The sequence below is a fragment of the Paenibacillus sp. ov031 genome (assembly GCF_900143165.1).
GTDB lineage: Bacteria > Bacillota > Bacilli > Paenibacillales > Paenibacillaceae > Paenibacillus > Paenibacillus marchantiae.
The window spans coordinates 21652-45734 of record NZ_FRDO01000013.1 but is presented as its reverse complement, the minus strand read 5'-3'; the positions used below and the strand labels follow the sequence as shown (position 1 = coordinate 45734).

Below are 24083 nucleotides of genomic sequence, written 5' to 3'. Positions count from 1 at the left end.
ACACAAGAAGCAAGCAAGTCGAAAACCGCGCAAAGGCGGTAAGAAAAATCTTATTTCTTCTTACCGGCTTTACCTTCCTTACGGATGATACGCTCGCCTTCATATTTAATACCTTTACCTTTGTACGGCTCAGGTTCACGAACGGAACGGATTTTAGCAGCGTAAGCACCTACACGCTCTTTATCGATTCCGCGAACGATGATTTTCGTATTCGAAGGAACTTCGAATTCGATTCCCGCTTCCGGTGTAATTTCAACCGGGTGAGAGTAGCCAACGTTCAGAACGATTTTATCTCCGGATTTGCTTGCACGATATCCGACCCCAACCAGCTCCAGAGATTTTGCGAATCCTTCAGTAACACCACTCACCATGTTGTTTACAACGCTACGCGTTGTGCCGTGCAAAGAACGGTGAGTTTTGTTATCGGAAGGACGCACAACTGTAATTTCGTTGTTTTCAACTGTTACCTTCATATCTTTATGAAGTTCACGAGTCAAAGATCCTTTTGGTCCTTTTACCGTAATAACGGTGTTGTCCAGTGTGATGTCCACACCACTTGGTACTGTAATTGGTTTGCGACCAATACGAGACATATGTTGCACCTCCTATCTTGTGACGTTATATTACCATACGTAGCAGACGACTTCTCCGCCGGATTTTGATTGACGAGCTTCTTTGTCCGTCATGATACCTTTGGATGTCGAGATGATAGCGATACCCAGACCACCAAGTACACGAGGTACTTCGTTGCTTTTCGTGTAAACACGAAGACCAGGTTTACTGATTCTTTTCAGACCAGTAATAACACGCTCGTTATTTTGACCGTATTTCAGGAAAACACGGATAATCCCTTGTTTGTTATCATCGATAACTTCAGCGTCACGGATGAAACCTTCACGCTTCAGGATATCGGCGATTTGTTTTTTCATTGTCGAAGCAGGCATTTCTACCGTTTCGTGACGAACTGTGTTCGCGTTACGAATACGAGTAAGCATATCTGCAATTGGATCAGACATAGTCATTGTGAGTTAACCTCCTTCCCGTTCAGGACTTTTTACCAGCTTGCTTTTTTCACGCCAGGGATCTGGCCTTTATAAGCTAATTCACGGAAGCAAATTCTGCAAATTTTGAACTTTTGCAGGACCGAATGTGGACGTCCGCAACGCTCACAGCGTGTATAAGCACGTACTTTAAACTTTGGTGTACGTTGTTGTTTAACTTTCATCGAAGTTTTTGCCACTTAGCCTGACACCTCCTAAATAATTTCGGAGAAAAGGGAGTCTTTCCAGACACCCGGAAACGTTATAGCAACATTATTTTACGAAAGGCATTCCGAGTTGCGTGAGCAATTCACGGGATTCTTCGTCTGTTTTCGCCGTTGTTACGATGACAATATCCATACCGCGGACTTTGTCTACTTTATCATACTCGATCTCTGGGAAGATCAATTGTTCTTTCAGACCCAGTGTGTAGTTACCACGTCCGTCGAAAGCTTTGCTCGATACACCGCGGAAGTCGCGGACACGAGGAAGCGTAACGTTGAGCAGTTTATCGAGGAAGAAGTACATGCGCTCGCCGCGCAATGTTACTTTCACACCGATAGGCATGTTCTCACGCAGTTTGAAACCTGCGATAGATTTTTTAGCACGAGTGATTACAGGTTTTTGACCTGCGATCAATTGCAAATCGTTTACTGCGGAATCCAACACTTTGGAGTTTTGGACAGCGTCGCCCACACCCATGTTGATAACGATTTTCTCGATTTTCGGCACTTGCATTACCGTTGTATAGTTAAACTTCTGCATCAAAGCAGGAGCAATTTCGTTCAGGTAACGTTCTTTCATTCTTGCTGCCATGAATCATAGACCTCCTTTCTCATTCGGTTCAATTAGTCGATAATTTCTCCGGAACGTTTAGCAACGCGCACTTTCTTTCCGTTATCCAACACTTTGTAACCTACACGGGTTACTTTTCCGCTCTTTGGATCGATGTGCATTACGTTGGAAACGTGAATCGGAGCTTCCTTCTCGATAATGCCGCCTTGCGGATTTTGCTGGTTAGGCTTCTGGTGTTTTTTAATCATGTTAACACCTTCCACAAGGACGCGGTTCTCACGAGGATAAGCAGCGATGACACGGCCTTTTTTACCTTTGTCTTTACCGCTGATCACCATAACTGTATCTTCTTTTTTAACATGAAGTTTATTGTTATGGGATTCCAGAACTTTTTTCACTCTTGGCATTTCGTACACCTCCTGTTTCTAACATCACGAGATTAAGCTTTAGATAACTTCTGGGGCCAAGGAAACGATTTTCATGAAGTCTTTCTCGCGAAGTTCACGAGCAACAGGTCCGAAAATACGTGTTCCACGCGGGCTTCTGTCGTCTTTTACAACAACCGCTGCATTTTCATCAAAACCGATGTAGGAACCGTCTTTACGACGTACAGAACGCTTCGTACGAACGACAACCGCTCTAACTACATCACCTTTTTTGACAACGCCGCCTGGTGTTGCTTGTTTTACAGAACAAACGATCAGATCACCGATTTGAGCTGTACGACGTCCCGTACCGCCGAGTACGCGGATACACATCAGTTCCTTCGCACCGGAGTTGTCAGCCACAGTCAAACGTGTAAATGGTTGAATCATTTAGTATTCCTCCTTTCAGCTATGCTGCTGATGCATTAGATGATAACCGCTTTTTCTACGATTTCAGTAAGTCTCCAGCGTTTATCTTTCGAAAGCGGACGAGTCTCCATGATTTTCACCGTGTCACCGATTTTCGCAGTGTTTTCTTCGTCATGCGCTTTGAATTTTTTAGTAACCTTAATGCGTTTATGGTACAAGTTGTGTTTTTTGTAAGTTTCTACAGCAACAACAATCGTTTTGTCCATTTTATCGCTGACCACTTTACCGGTTTGCACTTTACGTGCGTTACGTTCTTCGCTCATTGTTGGCCTCCTTCCTGATTACGGACGGATTATACATCCGATCCCTAATTAACCGATTCCCAATTCTCTTTCACGGATAATGGTTTTAGCACGAGCTATTTCTTTCCGCACATCACGGATTCGAGTCGGGTTATCCAGCTGACCGGTAGCGAGTTGAAAGCGGAGGTTAAAGAGTTCTTCTTTAAATCCGGCAATCTTTTGCTCGATTTCAGCAGAGGTTAGGTTGCGAAATTCACTAGCTTTCATTTGCTTCACCACCCAATTCTTCACGTTTCACAAACTTCGTTTTGATTGGCAGTTTATGAGCGGCAAGACGCATTGCTTCACGAGCAACATCCTCCGGTACACCAGCAAGTTCAAACATGATCTTACCTGGTTTCACAACTGCAACCCATTTTTCTACGTTACCTTTACCGCTACCCATCCGAACCTCGAGAGGCTTTTGAGTGATTGGTTTGTCTGGGAAGATCTTGATCCAAACTTTACCACCACGTTTGATGTAACGAGTCATCGCAATACGAGCCGCTTCGATTTGACGGTTCGTAATCCAAGCCGGTTCCGTAGCTTGCAGACCATATTCACCAAAGTTCAGCGTAGTTCCGCCTTTAGCTTGGCCCTTCATATGTCCACGTTGTTGCTTACGGTGTTTTACACGTTTTGGTACCAACATGATTAGTTGCCTCCTTCCTTAGCAGCTTGTTTCTTAGCCGTAGGAAGAACCTCTCCACGATAGATCCATACTTTCACGCCGATACGGCCGTAAGTAGTATGAGCCTCTGCTGTACCGTAGTCGATGTCGGCACGAAGCGTGTGCAGTGGAACAGTTCCTTCGCTGTAGCCTTCCGAACGAGCAATCTCAGCACCGCCAAGACGTCCGCCCACTTGAGTTTTAATACCTTTTGCACCAGAGCGCATTGTTCTTTGAATAGCTTGTTTCAGAGCACGACGGAAAGAAACACGACGTTCCAATTGTTGTGCGATGCTTTCAGCTACCAGGATTGCGTCCAGGTCTTGGTTCTTAATTTCAGAAATGTTGATGTGTACTTTTTTACCGCCTGCGATTTTCGTAATTTGATTACGCAGATTTTCAACTTCCGAACCACCCTTACCGATAACCATACCTGGTTTCGCAGTGTGAATCGTTACGTTTACGCGGTTAGCCGCTCTCTCGATTTCAACACGAGACATAGCGGAGTCTTTCAATTTATTTTTCAGGAATTCACGAATTTTCACGTCTTCCATCAAAAGATCGCCGAAGTCTTTACCTGCATACCACTTAGATTCCCAGTCACGGATAATTCCGACACGGAGTCCGACTGGATTTACCTTTTGGCCCACACATTTCCCCTCCTTCTACTTTTCAGATACCACCAAAGTGATGTGGCTAGTACGTTTGTTAATACGACTTGCACGTCCCATTGCACGAGGGCGGAAACGTTTCATTGTCGGTCCTTGGTTCACGTAAGCTTGCGAGATAACCAAGTTATTAACATCCAAAGAATAGTTATGTTCCGCATTCGCAATAGCGGAATTAAGCAACTTCTCAACGATAGGAGAAGCGGATTTCGGAGTGTGACGGAGAATGGCAACCGCCTCACCTACTTGCTTGCCGCGAATCAAGTCAACAACGAGTTGAACTTTACGAGGAGCAATCCGGATAAACTTAGCATGTGCTTTTGCTTCCATTGTGTAACCTCCTCTCAAACATTAAAGATATTCATTTATCTTCTTGTTTTCTTATCATCATCAGTATGGCCTTTGTACGTACGGGTTGGAGCGAACTCACCCAATTTGTGTCCGACCATGTCCTCAGTTACGTATACTGGTACGTGTTTACGACCGTCATATACGCCAAATGTGTGTCCGATGAATTGCGGGAAAATTGTAGAACGACGGGACCAGGTTTTAATAACAAGCTTTTTACCGGATGCTTCCATGTCTTCTACTTTTTTCAGCATGTAGCCATCAATGAATGGCCCTTTTTTCAAACTGCGACCCATGTGGAGATCCTCCCTTCAAACGTAGCTATTATGCATCCGCAGATGCCTCACGAAGTTATGCACAATGTGTATTACTTCGTGCGGCGGCGAATGATGTATTTATCAGAAGCTTTATTTTTCTTACGCGTTTTGTAACCAAGAGTAGGTTTACCCCATGGTGACATTGGCGATTTACGTCCGATTGGAGCACGACCTTCACCACCACCGTGTGGGTGATCGTTAGGGTTCATTACTACACCACGAACTTCAGGACGTTTACCCAACCAACGGCTACGACCGGCTTTACCGATTTTGATGAGCTCGTGGTCTTGGTTACCAACAGCTCCAATTGTTGCGCGGCAAACTTTCAAAATACGACGAACTTCTCCGGAAGAGAGACGAACAGAAACGTATTTTTCTTCTTTACCAAGCAATTGAGCTTCTGTACCAGCAGCACGAACCAATTGTCCGCCTTTACCTGGTTTCAACTCGATGTTGTGGATAACAGTACCTACTGGAATATTTTCGAGTGGCAATGCGTTTCCGATTTTGATGTCTGATTCAGGTCCGGAGAATACTTGATCTCCAACTTTCAAACCTTTAGGAGCGATGATATAACGTTTTTCACCATCAGCATAGTGAATCAGAGCGATGTTAGATGTACGGTTCGGGTCATACTCAATCGTAGCAACGCGGCCCGGTATTCCATCTTTAGTACGTTTGAAGTCGATGATACGGTATTTACGTTTGTGTCCACCACCATGGTGACGAACTGTAATTTTACCTTGGTTGTTGCGTCCTGCTTGTTTGCTCAATGGGGCCAACAACGATTTCTCCGGCTGATCTGTGGTGATTTCCTCAAATGTAGAAACGGACATGTTCCGTCTTGCCGGGGATGTTGGTTTATACTTTTTGATTGGCACTGGGTTTCCCTCCTTACTTCAAAAATTCAATTATACAGTTTCAAAGAACTCAAGCGTTTTGCTGTCTTGTGTCAGCGTTACAAACGCTTTTTTCCATTCGCTAGTATATCCGGAATAACGTCCGTACCGTTTTGGCTTAGCTGGAACACGAAGCGTGTTCACGTTTTTCACTTTTACGTTGAAAATAGCTTCCACGGCTTTCTTGATCTCGGTTTTGTTTGCACGGATATCGACTTCAAATACATATTTCAAGTCATTCATCATGTCAGCAGTACGTTCCGTAATAATCGGACGTTTTACAATATCACGAGGATCCTTCATTACGCGAGCACCTCCTCTACCTTCTGAACTGCTTCTTTCGTAATGATCAGTTTGTCGTGCGAAAGCACGTCAAGAACATTAATGCCGTCAGCAGCTACGAATTTCACGCCTGGAATATTCCGTGCGGAAAGAGCCACATTATCATCATAGCTAGGAGCTACGATCAAAGCTTTGCGTCCAACTTTCAAGTTATTCAAGATGGCTGCAAATTCTTTCGTTTTAGGTGAGCTCAGCGTGAGAGCGTCCAGAACGATAATGTCATTGTCGATCACTTTGGATGAAAGAGCTGATTTGATCGCCAAACGGCGAACTTTCTTAGGCAGTTTATACGCATAGCTCCGTGGTGTTGGACCAAATACGATACCGCCGCCTTTCCATTGTGGTGAACGAATTGAACCTTGACGAGCGCGACCTGTACCTTTTTGTTTCCAAGGCTTACGTCCACCGCCACGTACTTCAGAACGTCCTTTTACTTTGTGGGTACCTTGACGAAGGGAAGCGCGTTGCATAAGAACTGCATCGTACAGAACGTGTTGGTTCGGCTCAATTCCGAAAACCGCATCGTTCAATTCAACTTCGCCTACTTGGCTACCATCTACATTGTAAACTGATACTTTTGGCATTTTGTGTTCCTCCTTTCTTCAGTGGTTATTTTTTCACTGTTTCTTTAACTTTAATGAGACTGTTTTTCGGTCCAGGAATGGAACCTTTCACGAGCAACACATTACGTTCAGCGTCTACTTTAACTACTTCAAGACGTTGGATTGTAACAGTATCATGTCCCATGTGTCCTGGCAGGCGTTTGCCTTTAGGAACGCGGTTAGCTTGGATCGAACCCATTGAACCAGGGCCACGGTGGTAACGCGAACCGTGTGACATAGGTCCAGTGCTTTGTCCCCAACGTTTGATAACGCCGGCAAAACCTTTACCTTTAGAAATACCCGTTACGTCAACGAATTCGCCTTCAGCGAAAATGTCAGCTTTCAGTTCTTGGCCAACTTCATATTCTGCGATGTTGATACCGCGAACTTCACGAACGTAGCGCTTAGGGGCAGTGTTCGCTTTTTTAGCGTGACCTGCTTCTGGCTTGTTAGCATTTTTCTCTTTCTTATCGGAGTAACCGATTTGAATTGCTTCGTAGCCATCATTCTCAATGTCTTTCTTTTGCAAAACAACACAAGGGCCTGCTTCGATAACCGTTACTGGTACAACGTTACCCTCAGGTGTAAATACTTGAGTCATTCCGAGTTTTTTTCCTAAGATTGCTTTCATGTTGACACCTCTTTTCCTTTATACATGGTCTTTGTTGTAGCTTGTATTACAATTTAATTTCGATATCTACACCGGACGGCAGATCCAAGCGCATCAAGGCATCCACAGTTTGTGGAGTCGGGTTAACGATGTCGATCAAACGCTTATGTGTGCGTTGTTCGAATTGTTCCCGAGAATCCTTGTACTTGTGCACCGCACGAAGAATAGTAATGATTTGTTTTTCAGTAGGAAGCGGAATCGGACCGGATACACCTGCACCCGAACGTTTTGCTGTTTCAACAATTTTCTCCGCGGATTGATCAAGAATTCTGTGGTCGTAAGCTTTCAAACGAATACGAATTTTTTGCTTTGCCATTTTAGTCCCTCCTTCTATCGCCCAATTTTTTATCGGACATACTCCGTGAAAATTTTCTAGCCACTGTCCCATGGCAAAGGGGCCGGGTGTGCCAGTAACCTCTCACATCATCGCAACGTCACAGAACAACATTCATTATTATATAGAAAAGATGGGCGTATTGCAAGCATATTTAAGAAAAACATTTAAACTTATCTTTTCTGCTGAAATGACTTCGTTTAGTGCAGTGTTTATCTTCAATATTCATGCTGCCTTACCAATCCATCTACATTCGTAAATGATGTTCATTTCGTATGACGCAGGTTCCGAAACTATTACATAATAAAAGAGTTCTTTATCCGATGTCGGATAAAGAACTCTTCCGAAGCTTCGTTACAATACAATGTTACTCGTTCCAGTACACTGTTGCATATGCTTTATTCAGCGTTAAGCCGAATTATTTTTGGATCGATGCTACGGAACCTGCACCTACTGTACGTCCGCCTTCACGAATGGAGAACTTAGTTCCTTCTTCAATCGCGATTGGGGAGATCAAGGAAACAGTAACCGTGATGTTATCACCAGGCATTACCATTTCAGTACCTTCAGGCAAGTTGATGATGCCTGTTACGTCAGTTGTACGGAAGTAGAACTGTGGACGGTATCCAGTGAAGAAAGGCTTGTGACGGCCACCCTCTTCTTTAGTCAAAACGTAGATTTGTGCAGTGAATTCTGTGTGTGGCTTAACAGAACCTGGTTTTGCAAGTACTTGACCGCGCTCGATTTGAGTACGATCAACACCACGCAACAATGCACCGATGTTGTCGCCCGCTTGAGCGGAGTCCAACAATTTACGGAACATTTCTACGCCCGTAACTACGGATTTTTTAGTTTCTTCAGTAATACCAACGATTTCGATCTCTTCGCCGACTTTAACAGTACCACGCTCTACACGGCCAGTAGCAACAGTACCACGACCAGTGATGGAGAATACGTCCTCGACAGGCATCAAGAAAGGTTTGTCAGTTTGACGCTCAGGCAATGGGATGTACGTATCGATCTCTTTGAACATCTCAACGATTTTTTGAGCCCACTCACCATCAGGGTTTTGCAGAGCTTCACGAGCGGATCCACGAGTGATTGGAGTATCATCACCTGGGAACTCATATTCGTTAAGAAGGTCGCGAACTTCCATCTCAACCAATTCCAACAACTCTTCGTCTTCAACCATGTCACATTTGTTCAAGAAAACAACAATGTAAGGTACGCCTACTTGACGGGAGAGCAAGATGTGCTCACGAGTTTGTGGCATTGGGCCGTCAGCTGCGGATACTACCAAGATAGCTCCGTCCATTTGTGCCGCGCCAGTGATCATGTTTTTAACATAGTCGGCGTGACCTGGGCAGTCTACGTGAGCGTAGTGACGAGTGTCAGTTTCATACTCAACGTGTGATGTTGAGATTGTGATACCGCGCTCGCGCTCTTCTGGAGCTTTATCGATTTGATCGAATGCAATTGCTGCGCCACCGTAAGTTTTAGACAATACAGTAGTGATTGCAGCAGTCAGAGTTGTTTTACCATGGTCGACGTGACCAATAGTACCAATGTTAACGTGGGGTTTATTACGTTCGTATTTAGCCTTTGCCATTTGAACGTGGCCTCCTTAAAATTATAATTTTATGTTTTCACTAAATGAAGTGCAAAGAATACATGACTCTTATGCACTTTCATTCAATGAGAGAAAACTACTCGGTTCCTTTTGTTTTGGCAACAATCTCTTCAGCGATGCTCTTAGGAACTTCTTCATAGTGAGAAAGCTCCATGGAGAATACGCCGCGTCCTTGAGTACCGGAACGAAGAGTTGTAGAGTATCCGAACATTTCAGACAAAGGTACTTTAGCACGGATGATTTGGGCTCCACTACGTGAATCCATACCTTCGATGCGGCCACGACGGGAGTTAAGCATACCCATAACGTCACCCATATACTCTTCTGGAACGGTTACTTCTACTTTCATGATTGGCTCAAGCAGAACCGGCTTACATTTGTCTTTCGCAGCTTTTAGCGCCATCGATCCGGCAATTTTAAATGCCATCTCGTTGGAATCGACATCATGGTAAGATCCGTCTACGATTGTAGCCTTAACGTCAACAAGCGGGAAGCCTGCGATAACGCCGTTTTTCATTTGCTCTTCGATACCTGCAAGAGCTGGTTGAATGTATTCTCTTGGAACAGAACCACCGACAACCTTACTTTCGAACTGGCTGCCTGTACCTGCTTCGAGAGGTTCGAACTCAACCCATACGTGACCGTATTGACCACGACCACCGGATTGACGAACGAATTTACCTTCAACACGCGCTGGTGCACGGAAAGTTTCACGGTAAGCTACTTGTGGTTTACCCACAGTAGTTTCAACCTTGAACTCACGACGCATACGGTCAATGATGATATCAAGGTGAAGCTCCCCCATACCTGCCAAGATCGTTTGGCCTGTTTCTTCATCAGTATGAGCACGAAGAGTAGGATCCTCTTCAGTCAACTTACCGAGAGCAACACCCATTTTATCTTGGTCAGCTTTGGTTTTAGGCTCAACGGCGATTTCGATAACCGGATCAGGGAAGTTCATTGACTCCAGGATAACCGGATTTTTCTCATCACACAGTGTATCACCTGTACCCGTATCTTTCAAACCTACAGCAGCTGCAATGTCACCGGAGTAAACTTCAGTGATTTCTTGACGGCTGTTTGCATGCATTTGAAGGATACGACCGATACGCTCACGTTTGTTTTTAGTTGCGTTCAATACGTAAGATCCGGATTGAAGAACACCGGAATATACGCGGAAGAATGTCAATTTACCAACGTAAGGGTCAGTCATGATTTTGAATGCCAATGCGGAGAAAGGCTCTTCATCGGATGACTTACGAATTGCTTCAGTTCCATCTTCAAGATGACCAGTGATAGATGGAACGTCTGTTGGAGCCGGCAAGTAGTCGATAACAGCATCCAACATCAGTTGAACACCTTTGTTACGATACGAGGATCCACAGATAACCGGGAAGATCTTAACATCAACAACACCTTTACGGAGGGCCGCTTTGATCTCATCAATAGTGATCTCTTCGCCTTCCAGGTATTTCATTGTCAAATCTTCGTCGAGTTCTGCAACACGCTCAACCAATTCGTTACGGAGTTCTGTAACTTGCTCAACAAATTCCGCAGGAATTTCGGTTTCTTCGATATCTTGTCCAAGGTCATCTTTGTACATATGAGCCTTTTGTGCAACGATATCAATGATACCTTTGAAATCATTTTCAGCGCCGATAGGAAGTTGAATCGCAACTGCGTTCGCTTGAAGGCGATCACGCATGTCAGATACAACGTTCAGGAAGTCAGCACCGATGATATCCATTTTGTTTACATAAGCGATACGAGGTACGCCGTACTTGTCAGCCTGTCTCCATACGGTTTCGGACTGAGGCTCAACGCCTTCTTTCGCACTGAATACACCAACTGCTCCGTCCAATACACGAAGGGAACGTTCAACTTCAACAGTGAAGTCAACGTGTCCCGGGGTATCAATGATGTTAACGCGGTGGCCTTTCCAAGCAGCGGTAGTCGCAGCGGAAGTAATTGTAATTCCGCGCTCCTGTTCCTGTTCCATCCAGTCCATTGTCGCAGCGCCTTCGTGTACTTCACCGATTTTGTGCGTACGTCCTGTGTAGAACAAGATCCGCTCAGTTGTCGTGGTTTTACCCGCATCAATATGAGCCATGATCCCGATATTACGTGTATTTTTCAAGGAGAACTCTCTTGCCATGAAATGGGTCTCCCTTCAAAATTGAAGTTATTATTGTGAACCGAATCCTACCAACGGTAGTGAGCAAACGCTTTGTTCGCTTCAGCCATTTTATGCGTATCTTCACGTTTTTTAACGGAAGCGCCTGTGTTGTTGGAAGCGTCGATGATCTCAGCCGCCAAACGCTCTTCCATTGTTTTCTCACCGCGGTTGCGGGAGTAGTTCACGAGCCAACGTAATCCCAAAGCAGTACGTCTCTCTGGTTTTACCTCGATTGGTACTTGGTAGTTGGCACCGCCGACACGGCGAGCTTTAACTTCCAGGACTGGCATGATATTTTTGATTGCTGCTTCAAATACTTCCATAGGGTCATTACCCGTACGTTCTTGAATCAACTTAAACGCATTATACAGAATGCTTTGAGCAACACCGCGTTTTCCGTCGAGCATGATGCGATTGATCAAACGAGTAACCAGCTTGCTGCTGTATACCGGATCTGGCAACACGTCTCTTTTCGTAACTGGACCTTTGCGTGGCATGGATATCCCCCTTTCTTTCTTCATGAGCACATCCTACACCTCCTGGGATTAACCCAGAAGATATTCAGGACTGCTACTTATAATATATTAGGCTTTTTTAGCTTTTGGACGTTTAGCACCGTATTTCGAACGAGCTTGCATACGGTTGTTCACGCCTGCAGTATCAAGAGCTCCGCGAACGATGTGATAACGAACCCCTGCAAGGTCTTTAACTTTACCTCCACGGATCAACACAACACTGTGCTCTTGAAGGTTATGTCCGATACCCGGGATATAAGCAGTTACCTCGAGACGGTTCGTCAAACGAACACGGGCATACTTACGAAGTGCAGAGTTTGGTTTACGTGGAGTCATTGTACCTACACGAGTGCAGACACCACGTTTTTGTGGGGCACTGATGTTAGTTGATTCACGTTTCAAAGCATTGAACCCTTTTTGCAAAGCTGGTGATTTGGACTTATCAACTTTAGCTTGACGTCCTTTACGTACCAGTTGGTTAATAGTTGGCATGTGATTGCCACCCCCTTCCTCAATTTTTCATGTTTCTTTATAAACCTCTTACGCTAAGTCCACAGACCCAGGCGGTTCATAAAAAGACAAATGAAAAGTTTTTGCCTTGGAGAATCCCTAAAAGTTCTCGGACAAAAACGTTCCTTACCGTATCATTTTACGACAGCAGCCATTGCTGCTCCTACTCCAATCCCGCAAGCTTTGCCGAGATTTTTCATTGTGTCCACTTTCGTGCACTTCACATTGTGTTGTTCACACAAAGCAATGATTTTGGAAGTAAGCTGCGGATCACAATCTTCAGCCACATAAACTTCAGAAGCCATACCTGTCTGAACCATCCGCGTGGTCTGTTTGGTACCTATTTTGACATGAGCATCTTGCAGACCTTTTTCATTAGACATTGTTCATTCCTCCGAATAGGACCAAATACAATCAGCTACTCACGCACCTTTGATATATTAGCATCTAGCGCAAGCAATGTCAATGCTAATCCTAAAATATTTCATTTAAAGTTTTGCCTCGCCGGGAACGTCCTTCTGTATAAAACAGCCGTCGCCTCCCGGCGTACAAAACTTTAGTTCACCCTAATAATAAGGATGAATCTAGTGAAATATCTTAATCAACCGAAACTGGCTCAAGTTCTTCTACCGAAGATTGGCCATCTTCCGGCTCAGCAAATTTGATGCTGCGGTAACGGTGCATACCTGTACCTGCAGGAATCAGTTTACCGATGATTACATTCTCTTTCAGACCGAGCAACTGATCGACTTTACCTTTGATCGCTGCATCTGTCAGTACACGTGTAGTCTCTTGGAACGAAGCCGCCGAGAGGAAGGAGTCTGTTTCCAGGGATGCTTTCGTAATACCGAGCAGAATTGGTTTTGCAACCGCTGGCTCTTTATCACTCAGAATCGCTGTCTTGTTAGCTCTTTCGTACTCATGCGTATCCACGAACGATCCTGGCAACAATGTAGTGTCCCCTGCATCGACGATACGGATTTTACGCAACATTTGACGGATCATAACTTCAACGTGTTTGTCATTGATTTCTACGCCTTGGTTACGGTATACGCGTTGTACTTCCTGCAAAATGTAGTTCTGTACGCCACGTACGCCTTTAATGCGCAGCATTTCTTTTGGATCGATAGAACCATCTGTCAACTCGTCGCCTGCTTCAATTTCCATGCCTTCGCTAACGCGTACACGAGAACCGTAGGTAACAGAGTAAACTTTGGATTCTGCTTCACCTTGAATTTCAATTTCGCGACGATCTTTCGCTTCGCGAATTTCTTTAACAACACCGTCGATCTCACTGATTGTTGCTTGACCCTTAGGATTACGAGCCTCAAACAACTCCTGGATACGCGGCAAACCTTGCGTAATATCGTCTCCGGCTACACCACCGGTGTGGAATGTACGCATTGTCAGCTGTGTTCCTGGCTCACCAATGGATTGTGCTGCGATAATACCAACTGCTTCACCGATCTCCACGTGTTTACCAGTCGCCAAGTTGCGACCATAACACTTCTTGCAGACACCGTGACGTGCACGGCAGCTAAGTACGGAGCGGATTTGTAGTTTGGTTACGCCAGCTTCGATGATTGCCTCAGCTTTATCAGAGTCAATCAGTTCATTACGGTGTGCAATAATTTCTTTTGTTTCCGGATGACGAACAGTCTCGAAGCAGTATCTGCCTTCAATACGGTCGTAGAGATCCTCAATAACCTCTTTACCATCCTGGATACGACTTACGGTAAAGCCTTTATCTGTACCACAATCATCTTCACGCACGATCACGTCTTGTGCCACGTCTACGAGACGACGGGTCAGGTAACCTGAATCCGCTGTACGCAGGGCCGTATCGGCCAAACCTTTACGGGCACCGTGAGTCGAGATAAAGTACTCGAGTACCGTCAGACCTTCACGGAAGTTCGATTTGATTGGGAGTTCAATGATTCGACCGGATGGGTTGGCCATCAGACCACGCATACCGCCCAATTGGGTGATTTGCGATTTGTTACCCCGTGCTTTGGAGTCAACCATCATCATGATGGAGTTGTAGCGATCCATCGATTTCATCAGAATCTCGGTGATATCATCTTTCGATTTCGACCAGATATCAATGATGCGGTCATAGCGCTCTTCGTTCGTAATCAGACCACGACGGTATTGGTTCGTAACGATTTGTGCTTTTTCCTCAGACTGTCTAAGAATTTCAAATTTCTCAGGTGGAACGATAACATCCGACACCGCTACAGTGATACCAGCGCGAGTGGAGTATGTGAATCCGAGTTGTTTGATTTTATCCAAAATAACGGCTGTTTCCGTTGTATGATAAATTTCAAAACAACGTGCGATGATAGAACCAAGATATTCTTTACCGACACCACCAGCCAAAGGAGCGTTCATAATCGCTTCTCTAAGGTCAGCACCCTTCTCATAAACAAATGAATGCTCAGCGGTACCCTGGTAGAGGTTCGCACGAGTTGCATCATTGATGTAAGGGAAGCTTGCCGGGAAGATTTCATTAAAGATGATTTTGCCGACCGTAGTCAACATCATTGCATCTTGTTGCTTATCGGTGAAGACTGTTTTGCCAAGCGCTCTAACCGGAATCGCTACACGTGCATGTAAACCTGCAGTACCACGTTGGTACGCGGATACAGCTTCGTTAACCGTGCGCAAGATCATACCTGTTCCCTTTTCTTCTTTGTTGTCCATGGTCAGGTAGTAAGAACCAAGCACCATATCCTGGGAAGGGGTAACAACCGGTTTACCGTCTTTCGGGTTCAAAATGTTACCTGATGCAAGCATCAGGATACGTGCTTCTGCTTGAGCTTCAGCAGACAATGGAACGTGCACGGCCATTTGGTCACCGTCAAAGTCGGCATTGTATGCCGTACATACGAGCGGGTGAAGACGGATCGCTTTACCTTCAACGAGAATCGGTTCAAACGCTTGAATACCGAGTCTGTGAAGTGTAGGGGCACGGTTCAGCAGAACCGGGTGCTCCTTAATTACTTCTTCAAGAACATCCCATACTTCAGGACTTACACGCTCAACTTTACGTTTAGCGCTCTTGATGTTGTGGGCAAGCCCTTTATTTACAAGCTCTTTCATAACAAAAGGCTTGAACAGTTCAAGTGCCATATCTTTAGGCAGACCACACTGATACATTTTCAGGTAAGGTCCAACTACGATAACGGAACGACCGGAATAGTCAACCCGTTTACCGAGCAAGTTCTGACGGAAACGTCCTTGTTTACCTTTCAGCATGTGGCTGAGGGATTTCAAAGGACGGTTACCAGGCCCCGTTACAGGGCGTCCACGACGGCCGTTGTCGATCAATGCGTCAACAGCTTCCTGCAGCATCCGTTTTTCATTTTGCACGATAATGTCTGGCGCGCCCAAGTCAAGCAAACGTTTCAGACGATTGTTCCGGTTGATTACACGGCGATACAGGTCATTCAGGTCAGACGTTGCAAAACGTCCACCATCCAGCTGTACCATTGGACGAAGTTCCGGTGGGATAACAGGAAGTACATCCATGATCATCCACTCAGGTTTATTACCCGAGTTGCGGAACGCTTCAATAACTTCCAGACGTTTGATTGCACGGTTACGACGTTGTCCTTGTGCAGTGCGGAGCTCTTCCTTCAGGAATTCAAGCTCTTTATCCACATCAATGTCTTGAAGCAGTTTTTTAACCGCTTCTGCACCCATGCCAGCGTGGAATCCATATCCGTATTTCTCACGGTAGCTGCGGTATTCTTTCTCGGACAACAGCTGTTTTTTCTCCAGTGGAGTTTCTCCTGGATCAGTTACTACATATGATGCAAAATAAATAATCTCCTCGAGAGATCTTGGAGACATATCCAGAGCGAGACCCATGCGGCTCGGAATACCTTTGAAGTACCAGATATGCGATACCGGAGCAGCGAGCTCAATATGGCCCATCCGTTCGCGGCGTACTTTCGCACGTGTGACTTCAACGCCACAACGATCACAGACAACGCCTTTATAACGCACGCGTTTGTATTTACCGCAATGACATTCCCAGTCTTTTGTAGGGCCAAAAATCTTTTCGCAGAACAGCCCTTCTTTTTCCGGTTTCAACGTACGATAGTTGATCGTTTCCGGTTTTTTCACTTCTCCGCGGGACCAAGAACGAATTTTTTCTGGGGAAGCAAGCCCGATCTTCATGTATTCGAAATTGTTGACGTCCAACAAGGAGCAACCCTCCTTAACCAAGTCCTGTATTCTAGGTTACGCCCCCTCCGGCCGAAGCCGGAGCAAGACGCGAGCCTGATGAAAAACGCCGGTCATCATGCGCCCGAAGCGGTTACTCCGCTCCGACCTCTGTACCCTCAAGGTTGAGGCTGAGCTTATCGCTCGCAGCGTCATCTTCATCGTCCATTTCTTTCATTTCAATCTCTTGCTCATCTTCGCTCAAAATCTTAACGTCCATACCCAAGCTTTGCAGCTCTTTGATCAATACTTTGAATGATTCAGGAACACCTGGTTCAGGAACATTCTCGCCTTTGACGATGGATTCATACGTTTTCACCCGACCTACAACATCATCGGACTTAACAGTCAAGATTTCTTGCAGTGTATAAGCAGCACCGTATGCCTCAAGCGCCCATACTTCCATCTCCCCGAAACGCTGTCCACCAAATTGGGCTTTACCACCCAATGGCTGTTGCGTAACAAGTGAGTAAGGACCCGTGGAACGGGCATGGATTTTATCATCAACCATGTGTGCCAATTTGATCATGTGCATGACACCTACGGTAACTTCACGTTCAAACTCTTCACCTGTACGACCATCATACAGGACAGTTTTACCATTCCGCTGCATACCTGCTTCTTCCATCGTATCGAAGACATCATACTCCTTCGCTCCGTCGAATACAGGAGTTGCTACGTGAATACCCAGTTGCATCGCCGCCATACCCAAGTGAACCTCGAGTACTTGACCGATATTCATCCGGGAAGGTACGCCCAGTGGGTTAAGAACGATTTGAACTGGTGTTCCGTCCGGCAGGAAAGGCATATCTTCTTCCGGTAGGATACGGGCTACGACCCCTTTGTTACCGTGACGTCCGGCCATTTTATCACCCTCGGAAATTTTCCGTTTTTGAGCGATATAGACACGAACGAGTTGGTTAACACCTGGAGGCAGTTCATCACCGTTTTCACGGGTAAAGACTTTTACATCAACTACGATACCGTCAGTACCGTGAGGTACACGCAGGGAAGTATCACGTACTTCACGCGCTTTCTCACCGAAGATCGCATGCAGGAGACGTTCCTCTGCAGTCAGTTCCGTTACACCTTTTGGTGTTACTTTACCAACCAGAATGTCACCAGCACTGATTTCAGCACCGATACGGATAATACCACGCTCATCCAGATTACGCAGCGCTTCTTCCCCTACGTTCGGGATATCACGTGTGATCTCTTCAGGTCCGAGCTTAGTATCACGTGCTTCAGACTCATATTCCTCGATATGAATGGATGTATACACATCTTCTTTAACGAGTTTTTCGCTGAGCAAGATCGCATCCTCGTAGTTGTAACCTTCCCAAGTCATGAAGGCAACCACTACGTTGCGTCCCAGTGCCAATTCACCCATTTCCGTCGAAGGACCGTCTGCAAGGATGTCGCCAGCTTTGACAACAGCACCTCTTTTGACAATCGGACGTTGGTTAATGCATGTTCCTTGGTTCGAACGCATAAATTTGTGTAATTTATATTTAACGATATCGCCTTTGACTTCTTGACCATCAACTTCTTCAATACGACGCAACCAAATCTCATTCGCAGAAGAACGTTCAATAATCCCGTCATATTTGGAGACAATACATACACCGGAATCTTTCGCGGCTTTATGTTCCATACCTGTTCCGACCAGCGGAGCTTTAGGAATCAAGAGTGGAACGGCTTGCCGCTGCATGTTCGATCCCATGAGCGCACGGTTGGAGTCATCGTTCTCAAGGAACGGAATGAGCGCTGTAGCGACAGATACAACTTGCTTAGGAGATACGTCCATGTAGTCAACACGTTCACTCGGCATCGTAAGGATGTTATCCGACTGTTTGTTGTAACGTACAATGATCGCTTCTTCAGCAAAAGTACTGTCTTCATTCAGCTTCGCATTCGCTTGAGCAATTACATAGTTGTCCTCTTCGTCTGCTGTCAGGTAATCGATTTGCTCGGTTACGACACCAGTCTTCGGATCTACCCAGCGATAAGGTGCTTCAATGAATCCATATTCGTTCACACGGGCAAATGTCGACAAGGAGTTGATCAAACCAATGTTTGGTCCCTCTGGTGTCTCGATTGGACACATCCGGCCATAGTGGGATGGATGCACGTCACGGACTTCCATGCCGGCACGCTCACGTGTCAAACCACCCGGTCCGAGTGCGGACAGACGGCGTTTATGTGTCAACTCACCCAGTGGGTTTGTTTGATCCATAAACTGCGACAATTGGGAGCTACCGAAGAACTCTTTAATGGATGCGATAACAGGACGTATGTTAATCAAAGCCTGAGGCGTGATTACGTTAGCATCCTGAATGGACATTCTCTCACGAACCACACGTTCCATACGGGATAAACCGATACGGAATTGGTTTTGCAAGAGTTCACCAACCGAGCGGAGACGACGGTTACCCAGGTGATCGATATCATCTGTGCTTCCGATGCCATGCAGAAGGTTAATGAAGTAACTGATAGAGGAAATGATATCAGCTGGTGTAACGTTCTTCACTGATTTATCAATGTTAGCATTGGCAATCAGTTTAACGACCTTACCATCCTCAATCGGTGAAAATACATCAATTGTTTGCATCGGGATATCATTGGCATCCAAAACGCCATTAGCGACGTGATATGTGCGGAAACCAACGCTCTTCTCCAGTTGCGGCATGATTTCATCCAACAGACGACGGTCTATCATTTGACCCGCTTCAGCGATAATTTCACCGGTTTCGGTGTCCACAAGAGACTCAGCCAAACGTTGGTTGAACAAACGGTTCTTGATGTGAAGCTTTTTGTTGATTTTGTAACGACCCACATTAGCCAGGTCATAACGTTTTGGATCAAAGAAACGCGCTACGAGCAAGCTTTTCGCATTATCCAGCGTTGGTGGCTCGCCCGGACGAAGACGCTCATAAATTTCAATCAGCGCTTTCTCCGTGGAATCCGTATTGTCTTTGTCCAGCGTATTGCGAATATATTCGTCATTACCGAGCAGATCCAGAATCTCAGCGTCTGTGCCAAAACCAAGTGCACGCAGGAGAACCGTCACCGGTATTTTACGTGTGCGGTCGATCCGGACGTAAACAACATCCTTCGCGTCCATCTCCAGTTCGAGCCAAGCGCCGCGGTTAGGAATAACTGTAGCGGTATACGTTTTTTTGGCGTTTTTATCTACTTTGGTACTGAAGTAAACGCTAGGAGAGCGAACCAACTGGCTGACAATAACCCGTTCCGCACCATTAATAATAAATGTGCCGGTGTCGGTCATCAGCGGGAAATCTCCCATGAATACTTCCTGCTCTTTGACTTCGCCGGTTTCCTTATTAATGAGCCGGACTTTGACCCGAAGCGGTGCTGCATAAGTAACGTCACGCTCTTTCGCGTCGTCTACTGTATACTTCGGTTCACCGAGACTGTAATCGATAAATTCCAAAATCAAGTTACCTGTAAAATCCTGGATCGGCGAGATATCCTGGAACATTTCGCGCAACCCTTCCTCCAAAAACCAATCGTAAGATTTTTGTTGGATCTCAATCAGGTTCGGAACTTCGAGTATCTCGTTAATTCGTGCATAACTGCGCCGAGTGCGTCGACCATATTGAACAAGATGTCCTGCCAACTTAAACTCACCCCTCAATGTCTACTCACTTTAAAAATTTCGTTGCGAACCTCTGTTTGTAACCTTATAATGGTACACATACAGAGCAAAGCAATGCATCCACAAATAAAGAAAAGCCCTTACTCGAATGTCGTTCGAAAAAAGAGCAACTTTGATCGGCGGATGTCTTTCCAAATCATACTTATCCCCAGTTTGCCCAAAATGTACATATTATACGCCAAACGTAGGCATAATAAGCCCGTTCGGCGTAAAAAAGGTTGACATTTTTAGTTAGCTAAAGCCAAATAGGGCATCTTAATACTGACATTTTACAATAATACCACGACCTGAATTTCAAGTCAATAGTCCTATTGCAAAAAAAATGCCACCCTGCTTACTTTACAAATTAGGATTTAGCCTAAAGGCGCCTCTTCCAATTTTACCGCTTTGAAAATTCGGTAGCCTTTATCCTTCGTTACTTCCTCCACTCGTCCAAAGAGAGATTCCAGCTTCGCTTTTGCCGAAGGTGCCCCCTGCTTTTTCTGAATGACAATCCATAACGCTCCGCCCATCTTCAAATGACGATATGCCTGTTCAAAGATCGTATGCACGGTTTCCTTACCGGCACGGATCGGAGGATTGGTCAGAATCGCGTCAAAGTCTTCCTTTTTAACTTCAGCCAGAAGATTGCTTTGCATAACCGTTACATTCGTTATGCCGTTCGCTTTTGCATTTTCCCTGGAAAGCTCAACCGCTCTCTCATTGATATCGATCATGGTGACATGTCCATCCGGTACAAGTTTAGCTGCTGTAAGACCAATAGGTCCATACCCGCAGCCCACATCCAGTACATGAGCTCCAGCAGGCAACTCTATAGCATCAATCAACACTCTGCTGCCGTAATCGATTCCGTTTTTGGAAAATACCCCTGCATCCGTAACGAGTCGTAATTTCCATCCGCGTAGCTCCGCTTCTGTAGCCCGTCTGTCATGTGCCACCTGCGGTTTGTCCGAATAATAATGATTGGACATGTCCTCACTCACTTTCCTTTTACAATTACAGCAACAAACCCCTTGATATAAGTCAAGGGGTTTGTTGTTTTGTTCATCTAGCTTATGAAAGCTAAATTATTTAACTTCGATTGAAGCGCCTGCTTCTTCAAGCTTAGCTTTAACCGTTTCTGCTTCTTCTTTGCTAACTTTTTCTTTCAATGCTTTTGGAGCATTGTCAACTACTTCTTTCGCTTCTTTCAGGCCAAGACCTGTGATTTCGCGAACTGCTTTGATAACGTTGATTTTGGAAGCACCAGCGCTAGTCAAGATTACGTCGAACTCGGATTGCTCAGCTTCAGCTGCAGCAGCTCCGCCACCTGCAACAGCTACTGGAGCTGCAGCAGTTACGCCGAATTCTTCTTCGATTGCTTTAACGAGATCATTCAATTCCAGTACAGTCATGCCTTTGATTGCTTCCAAGATTTGCTCTTTACTCATGATTGAACCTCCATATATAATATTATTTTTTTGTATTTCATCACTGCCTAAGCAGCATTCAGATCAAGTTGCTTAAGCGCCTTGTTCTTCTTTTTCAGCAACAGCTTTAACCGCAAGCGCGAAGTTGCGCACTGGCGCTTGAAGCACGCTGAGGAGCATGGAAAGGAGACCTTCGCGTGATGGCAATTCTGCCAACGCTTTGACTTCTTGTACTCCAATTACGCGACCTTCTACAACTGCACCTTTCAATTCCAGTGCATCGTTCTTTTTCGCGAAGTCGTTCAGAATTTTGGCTGGAGCCACTACGTCGTCTACGCTGAATGCAATTGCACTAGGACCTGTCAGTACTTCGTTAAGTTCTGTCAGTTCTGCTGCAGCTGCTGCGCGGCGAAGCAACGAGTTTTTCAGCACTTGGAATTCGATTCCGGCTTCACGAAGCTGCTTACGCAGCTCAGTTACTTGGGCAACGTTCAAACCGCGATAGTCAACAACAACACTAGTAACGCTCTCGCGCAATTTTGCTGTTACTGCATCAACGGACTCTTGTTTTGCTTGAATCACTTTTGCGTTTGCCAAACTGTACACCTCCTGATCAAATTTATCCCATTAAGAAAAGCCTCCGTAGAATCACGAAGGCTTGATATATACTCATAACCGATTTTCATCGTTCTAAGTTCTATAATCACACCTCGGCAGGAAATTAAGCCAAAATGGCACCTACTGTCTACGGCAAGCATATTCAAATGTCAACGGTCAGTCACTCGGACTCACAACTTTTATAGAATATCAGAACAGGACAAGCCTGTCAAGCGATATTATCTAAAAGATGCTGCGTTCACGCGTGCGCCAGGGCCCATCGTGGAAGAAAGACTTACATTCTTCAGATAAACACCTTTTGCTGCCGCCGGTTTAGCACGAGTCAAAGCGTCCATGAGAGCTTTAAGGTTCTCATTCAATTGCTCTGTCGAGAAAGAAGCTTTACCGATCGGTGCATGAATTTGACCTGCACGATCCAGACGATATTCGATTTTACCGGCTTTAATTTCTTGAACAGCCTTGGATACATCGAAAGTTACCGTTCCGGCTTTAGGGTTAGGCATCAGACCTTTACCGCCGAGCAGTCGGCCCAATTTACCTACTTCACTCATCATGTCTGGTGTCGCTACGCAGACGTCGAATTCGAACCAGCCTTGTTGGATTTTGTTGATCATGTCTGCATCACCAACATAGTCCGCGCCAGCCGCTTCCGCTTCTTTCGCTTTGTCACCTTTTGCAAATACCAATACGCGTTGTGTTTTACCTGTGCCGTGTGGCAAGACAACAACACCACGTACTGCCTGGTCTTGTTTACGTGGGTCAACGCCCAAGCGTACTGCTGCTTCGATAGTTTCATCAAATTTTGCAGTGGCTGCCTTTTTCACAAGCTCTACAGCTTCTGAAGGCTCGTAAGTTGCTTCGCTGTCAATCAGCTTAGCAGCTTCCAGGTATTTTTTACCGTGTTTAGCCATGTTATATTCCTCCTTTGTGGTGTTAGCGGATATACCTCCCACATCAACCGGCCGCGAATCGGCCGGCTTTACGAAGCCATGTTTCAGATGAAAAATTAGTCTTCGATGGTGATACCCATGCTGCGGGCAGTACCTTCGACCATACGCATTGCAGACTCAACGTCAGCAGCATTCAGGTCAGGCATTTTTTGTTCCGCGATTTGACGTACCGCATCACGTTTAACGGTAGCGACTTTTTTCTTGTTCGGTTCGCCGGATCCTTTTTCTACTTTAGCTGCCACTTTCAACAGAACTGCTGCTGGTGGAGTTTTAGTAATGAAAGTAAAGGAACGGTCTTCGAATACTGTGATTTCAACAGGAATAATCAATCCCGCTTGATCGGCTGTACGAGCGTTGAACTCTTTACAGAATGCCATGATGTTGACACCTGCTTGACCCAAAGCTGGACCTACCGGCGGCGCTGGATTCGCTTTACCTGCTGGAATTTGCAGTTTTACCATTTTGATTACCTTTTTTGCCATGATTGACACCTCCTTGCAAAATAGTGGTTAACGGGCCTCTCAGCCCTCCCACAAGAAACTTGAA

Annotated in this window: 29 protein-coding genes and 1 other annotated feature; all 29 genes read right to left on the bottom strand. The window is 45.5% G+C overall.

What is annotated here, in order from left to right:
• Positions 1-50 precede the first annotated feature (50 nt).
• The 29 genes from rplF to rplK all read right to left on the bottom strand — a co-directional run bounded on the left by rplF (position 51) and on the right by rplK (position 24019).
• Positions 51-593, bottom strand: coding sequence for a 50S ribosomal protein L6 (rplF, locus tag BUA17_RS29825; protein ID WP_024633576.1), 543 nt, complete (start codon positions 591-593; stop codon positions 51-53).
• Between the two features lie 30 nt (positions 594-623).
• Positions 624-1022, bottom strand: coding sequence for a 30S ribosomal protein S8 (gene rpsH, locus BUA17_RS29820; protein ID WP_017692088.1), 399 nt, complete (start codon positions 1020-1022; stop codon positions 624-626).
• 32 nt (positions 1023-1054) lie between these two features.
• On the bottom strand, positions 1055-1240 hold the full coding sequence (locus tag BUA17_RS29815) for a type Z 30S ribosomal protein S14 (RefSeq protein ID WP_013312154.1): 186 nt from the start codon (positions 1238-1240) through the stop codon (positions 1055-1057).
• 73 nt (positions 1241-1313) lie between these two features.
• Positions 1314-1856, bottom strand: a complete 543-nt coding sequence (gene rplE, locus BUA17_RS29810; protein WP_024633577.1) for a 50S ribosomal protein L5 — start codon at positions 1854-1856, stop codon at positions 1314-1316.
• A 32-nt stretch (positions 1857-1888) separates the two neighbouring features.
• Positions 1889-2242, bottom strand: coding sequence for a 50S ribosomal protein L24 (gene rplX / locus BUA17_RS29805; protein WP_024633578.1), 354 nt, complete (start codon positions 2240-2242; stop codon positions 1889-1891).
• Between the two features lie 39 nt (positions 2243-2281).
• Positions 2282-2650 (bottom strand): 50S ribosomal protein L14, encoded by a 369-nt coding sequence (gene rplN, locus BUA17_RS29800; RefSeq protein WP_024633579.1) that lies wholly within the window; start codon positions 2648-2650, stop codon positions 2282-2284.
• Between the two features lie 35 nt (positions 2651-2685).
• Positions 2686-2952 carry a 30S ribosomal protein S17 gene (rpsQ, locus tag BUA17_RS29795; protein ID WP_017692084.1) on the bottom strand — a complete coding sequence of 89 codons (267 nt, stop codon included), beginning with the start codon at positions 2950-2952 and terminating at the stop codon, positions 2686-2688.
• Positions 2953-3000: 48 nt separating this feature from the next.
• On the bottom strand, positions 3001-3198 hold the full coding sequence (gene rpmC / locus BUA17_RS29790) for a 50S ribosomal protein L29 (protein ID WP_017692083.1): 198 nt from the start codon (positions 3196-3198) through the stop codon (positions 3001-3003).
• Positions 3188-3622 carry a 50S ribosomal protein L16 gene (rplP, locus tag BUA17_RS29785; RefSeq protein WP_024633581.1) on the bottom strand — a complete coding sequence of 145 codons (435 nt, stop codon included), beginning with the start codon at positions 3620-3622 and terminating at the stop codon, positions 3188-3190. The genes rpmC and rplP overlap by 11 nt, the downstream gene beginning before the upstream one ends.
• Before the next feature lie 2 nt (positions 3623-3624).
• The gene (gene rpsC, locus BUA17_RS29780) at positions 3625-4290 is read right to left on the bottom strand and encodes a 30S ribosomal protein S3 (RefSeq protein WP_024633582.1); all 666 of its coding nucleotides are present in this window, start codon (positions 4288-4290) and stop codon (positions 3625-3627) included.
• A 15-nt stretch (positions 4291-4305) separates the two neighbouring features.
• Positions 4306-4638 carry a 50S ribosomal protein L22 gene (gene rplV / locus BUA17_RS29775; protein WP_024633583.1) on the bottom strand — a complete coding sequence of 111 codons (333 nt, stop codon included), beginning with the start codon at positions 4636-4638 and terminating at the stop codon, positions 4306-4308.
• Positions 4639-4673: 35 nt separating this feature from the next.
• Positions 4674-4952 (bottom strand): 30S ribosomal protein S19, encoded by a 279-nt coding sequence (gene rpsS / locus BUA17_RS29770; RefSeq protein WP_053779207.1) that lies wholly within the window; start codon positions 4950-4952, stop codon positions 4674-4676.
• Positions 4953-5023: 71 nt separating this feature from the next.
• Positions 5024-5854 (bottom strand): 50S ribosomal protein L2, encoded by an 831-nt coding sequence (gene rplB / locus BUA17_RS29765; RefSeq protein WP_063567426.1) that lies wholly within the window; start codon positions 5852-5854, stop codon positions 5024-5026.
• A gap of 30 nt (positions 5855-5884) precedes the next feature.
• Entirely contained in the window at positions 5885-6175 is a 291-nt protein-coding gene (gene rplW / locus BUA17_RS29760; RefSeq protein WP_024633586.1) for a 50S ribosomal protein L23, read from the bottom strand.
• Complete coding sequence (gene rplD, locus BUA17_RS29755) at positions 6175-6798, bottom strand: 50S ribosomal protein L4 (RefSeq protein ID WP_063567425.1); 624 nt, start codon at positions 6796-6798, stop codon at positions 6175-6177. Before rplD ends, rplW begins: the two co-directional genes overlap by 1 nt.
• A gap of 25 nt (positions 6799-6823) precedes the next feature.
• Positions 6824-7447: a 50S ribosomal protein L3 gene (gene rplC, locus BUA17_RS29750; protein WP_024633587.1), complete on the bottom strand. Its 624-nt coding sequence runs from the start codon at positions 7445-7447 to the stop codon at positions 6824-6826.
• A 46-nt stretch (positions 7448-7493) separates the two neighbouring features.
• Positions 7494-7802, bottom strand: coding sequence for a 30S ribosomal protein S10 (gene rpsJ, locus BUA17_RS29745; RefSeq protein WP_017692074.1), 309 nt, complete (start codon positions 7800-7802; stop codon positions 7494-7496).
• Between the two features lie 436 nt (positions 7803-8238).
• Positions 8239-9429 (bottom strand): elongation factor Tu, encoded by a 1191-nt coding sequence (gene tuf / locus BUA17_RS29740; protein WP_024633588.1) that lies wholly within the window; start codon positions 9427-9429, stop codon positions 8239-8241.
• A 97-nt stretch (positions 9430-9526) separates the two neighbouring features.
• A complete protein-coding gene (fusA, locus tag BUA17_RS29735; protein WP_072735844.1) occupies positions 9527-11605 on the bottom strand; it encodes an elongation factor G in 2079 nt (692 codons plus the stop codon).
• 47 nt (positions 11606-11652) lie between these two features.
• The gene (gene rpsG / locus BUA17_RS29730) at positions 11653-12123 is read right to left on the bottom strand and encodes a 30S ribosomal protein S7 (RefSeq protein WP_024633590.1); all 471 of its coding nucleotides are present in this window, start codon (positions 12121-12123) and stop codon (positions 11653-11655) included.
• An 87-nt stretch (positions 12124-12210) separates the two neighbouring features.
• A complete protein-coding gene (rpsL, locus tag BUA17_RS29725; RefSeq protein ID WP_056697677.1) occupies positions 12211-12633 on the bottom strand; it encodes a 30S ribosomal protein S12 in 423 nt (140 codons plus the stop codon).
• A gap of 152 nt (positions 12634-12785) precedes the next feature.
• On the bottom strand, positions 12786-13034 hold the full coding sequence (locus BUA17_RS29720; protein WP_024633591.1) for a ribosomal L7Ae/L30e/S12e/Gadd45 family protein: 249 nt from the start codon (positions 13032-13034) through the stop codon (positions 12786-12788).
• 214 nt (positions 13035-13248) lie between these two features.
• Positions 13249-16863, bottom strand: a complete 3615-nt coding sequence (gene rpoC / locus BUA17_RS29715) for a DNA-directed RNA polymerase subunit beta' (protein WP_063567423.1) — start codon at positions 16861-16863, stop codon at positions 13249-13251.
• A gap of 112 nt (positions 16864-16975) precedes the next feature.
• Positions 16976-20521, bottom strand: a complete 3546-nt coding sequence (rpoB, locus tag BUA17_RS29710; protein WP_063567422.1) for a DNA-directed RNA polymerase subunit beta — start codon at positions 20519-20521, stop codon at positions 16976-16978.
• Between the two features lie 392 nt (positions 20522-20913).
• On the bottom strand, positions 20914-21531 hold the full coding sequence (locus BUA17_RS29705; RefSeq protein ID WP_063567421.1) for a class I SAM-dependent methyltransferase: 618 nt from the start codon (positions 21529-21531) through the stop codon (positions 20914-20916).
• Between the two features lie 96 nt (positions 21532-21627).
• Positions 21628-21990, bottom strand: coding sequence for a 50S ribosomal protein L7/L12 (rplL, locus tag BUA17_RS29700; RefSeq protein WP_024633595.1), 363 nt, complete (start codon positions 21988-21990; stop codon positions 21628-21630).
• 72 nt (positions 21991-22062) lie between these two features.
• A complete protein-coding gene (rplJ, locus tag BUA17_RS29695; RefSeq protein WP_063567419.1) occupies positions 22063-22566 on the bottom strand; it encodes a 50S ribosomal protein L10 in 504 nt (167 codons plus the stop codon).
• Between the two features lie 23 nt (positions 22567-22589).
• Positions 22590-22738, bottom strand: a sequence feature (ribosomal protein L10 leader region).
• Between the two features lie 67 nt (positions 22739-22805).
• Positions 22806-23498 carry a 50S ribosomal protein L1 gene (gene rplA, locus BUA17_RS29690; protein ID WP_063567418.1) on the bottom strand — a complete coding sequence of 231 codons (693 nt, stop codon included), beginning with the start codon at positions 23496-23498 and terminating at the stop codon, positions 22806-22808.
• A 95-nt stretch (positions 23499-23593) separates the two neighbouring features.
• Positions 23594-24019: a 50S ribosomal protein L11 gene (gene rplK, locus BUA17_RS29685; RefSeq protein WP_024633598.1), complete on the bottom strand. Its 426-nt coding sequence runs from the start codon at positions 24017-24019 to the stop codon at positions 23594-23596.
• Between the last annotated feature and the right edge of the window lie 64 nt (positions 24020-24083).

Bases quoted from the DNA above. Each gene is read 5' to 3' on its own strand.
- rplF (WP_024633576.1), bottom strand. From the start codon at position 593: ATGTCTCGTATTGGTCGCAAACCAATTACAGTACCAAGTGGTGTGGAC.
- rplV (WP_024633583.1), bottom strand. From the start codon at position 4,638: ATGGAAGCAAAAGCACATGCTAAGTTTATCCGGATTGCTCCTCGTAAA.
- rplC (WP_024633587.1), bottom strand. From the start codon at position 7,447: ATGAAAGCAATCTTAGGAAAAAAACTCGGAATGACTCAAGTATTTACA.
- rpsG (WP_024633590.1), bottom strand. From the start codon at position 12,123: ATGCCACGCAAAGGTCCAGTTACGAAAAGAGACGTGTTGCCAGATCCG.
- rplD (WP_063567425.1), bottom strand. From the start codon at position 6,798: ATGCCAAAAGTATCAGTTTACAATGTAGATGGTAGCCAAGTAGGCGAA.
- rplA (WP_063567418.1), bottom strand. From the start codon at position 23,498: ATGGCTAAACACGGTAAAAAATACCTGGAAGCTGCTAAGCTGATTGAC.
- rplN (WP_024633579.1), bottom strand. From the start codon at position 2,650: ATGATTCAACCATTTACACGTTTGACTGTGGCTGACAACTCCGGTGCG.
- rplE (WP_024633577.1), bottom strand. From the start codon at position 1,856: ATGGCAGCAAGAATGAAAGAACGTTACCTGAACGAAATTGCTCCTGCT.
- rplP (WP_024633581.1), bottom strand. From the start codon at position 3,622: ATGTTGGTACCAAAACGTGTAAAACACCGTAAGCAACAACGTGGACAT.
- BUA17_RS29720 (WP_024633591.1), bottom strand. From the start codon at position 13,034: ATGTCTAATGAAAAAGGTCTGCAAGATGCTCATGTCAAAATAGGTACC.
- BUA17_RS29705 (WP_063567421.1), bottom strand. From the start codon at position 21,531: ATGTCCAATCATTATTATTCGGACAAACCGCAGGTGGCACATGACAGA.
- fusA (WP_072735844.1), bottom strand. From the start codon at position 11,605: ATGGCAAGAGAGTTCTCCTTGAAAAATACACGTAATATCGGGATCATG.
- rplW (WP_024633586.1), bottom strand. From the start codon at position 6,175: ATGAAGGATCCTCGTGATATTGTAAAACGTCCGATTATTACGGAACGT.
- rpsJ (WP_017692074.1), bottom strand. From the start codon at position 7,802: ATGGCAAAGCAAAAAATTCGTATTCGTTTGAAAGCTTACGACCACAGA.
- rplL (WP_024633595.1), bottom strand. From the start codon at position 21,990: ATGAGTAAAGAGCAAATCTTGGAAGCAATCAAAGGCATGACTGTACTG.
- rpsQ (WP_017692084.1), bottom strand. From the start codon at position 2,952: ATGAGCGAAGAACGTAACGCACGTAAAGTGCAAACCGGTAAAGTGGTC.
- rpsS (WP_053779207.1), bottom strand. From the start codon at position 4,952: ATGGGTCGCAGTTTGAAAAAAGGGCCATTCATTGATGGCTACATGCTG.
- rplK (WP_024633598.1), bottom strand. From the start codon at position 24,019: ATGGCAAAAAAGGTAATCAAAATGGTAAAACTGCAAATTCCAGCAGGT.
- rplX (WP_024633578.1), bottom strand. From the start codon at position 2,242: ATGCCAAGAGTGAAAAAAGTTCTGGAATCCCATAACAATAAACTTCAT.
- tuf (WP_024633588.1), bottom strand. From the start codon at position 9,429: ATGGCAAAGGCTAAATACGAACGTAATAAACCCCACGTTAACATTGGT.
- rpsL (WP_056697677.1), bottom strand. From the start codon at position 12,633: ATGCCAACTATTAACCAACTGGTACGTAAAGGACGTCAAGCTAAAGTT.
- rpmC (WP_017692083.1), bottom strand. From the start codon at position 3,198: ATGAAAGCTAGTGAATTTCGCAACCTAACCTCTGCTGAAATCGAGCAA.
- rpsH (WP_017692088.1), bottom strand. From the start codon at position 1,022: ATGACTATGTCTGATCCAATTGCAGATATGCTTACTCGTATTCGTAAC.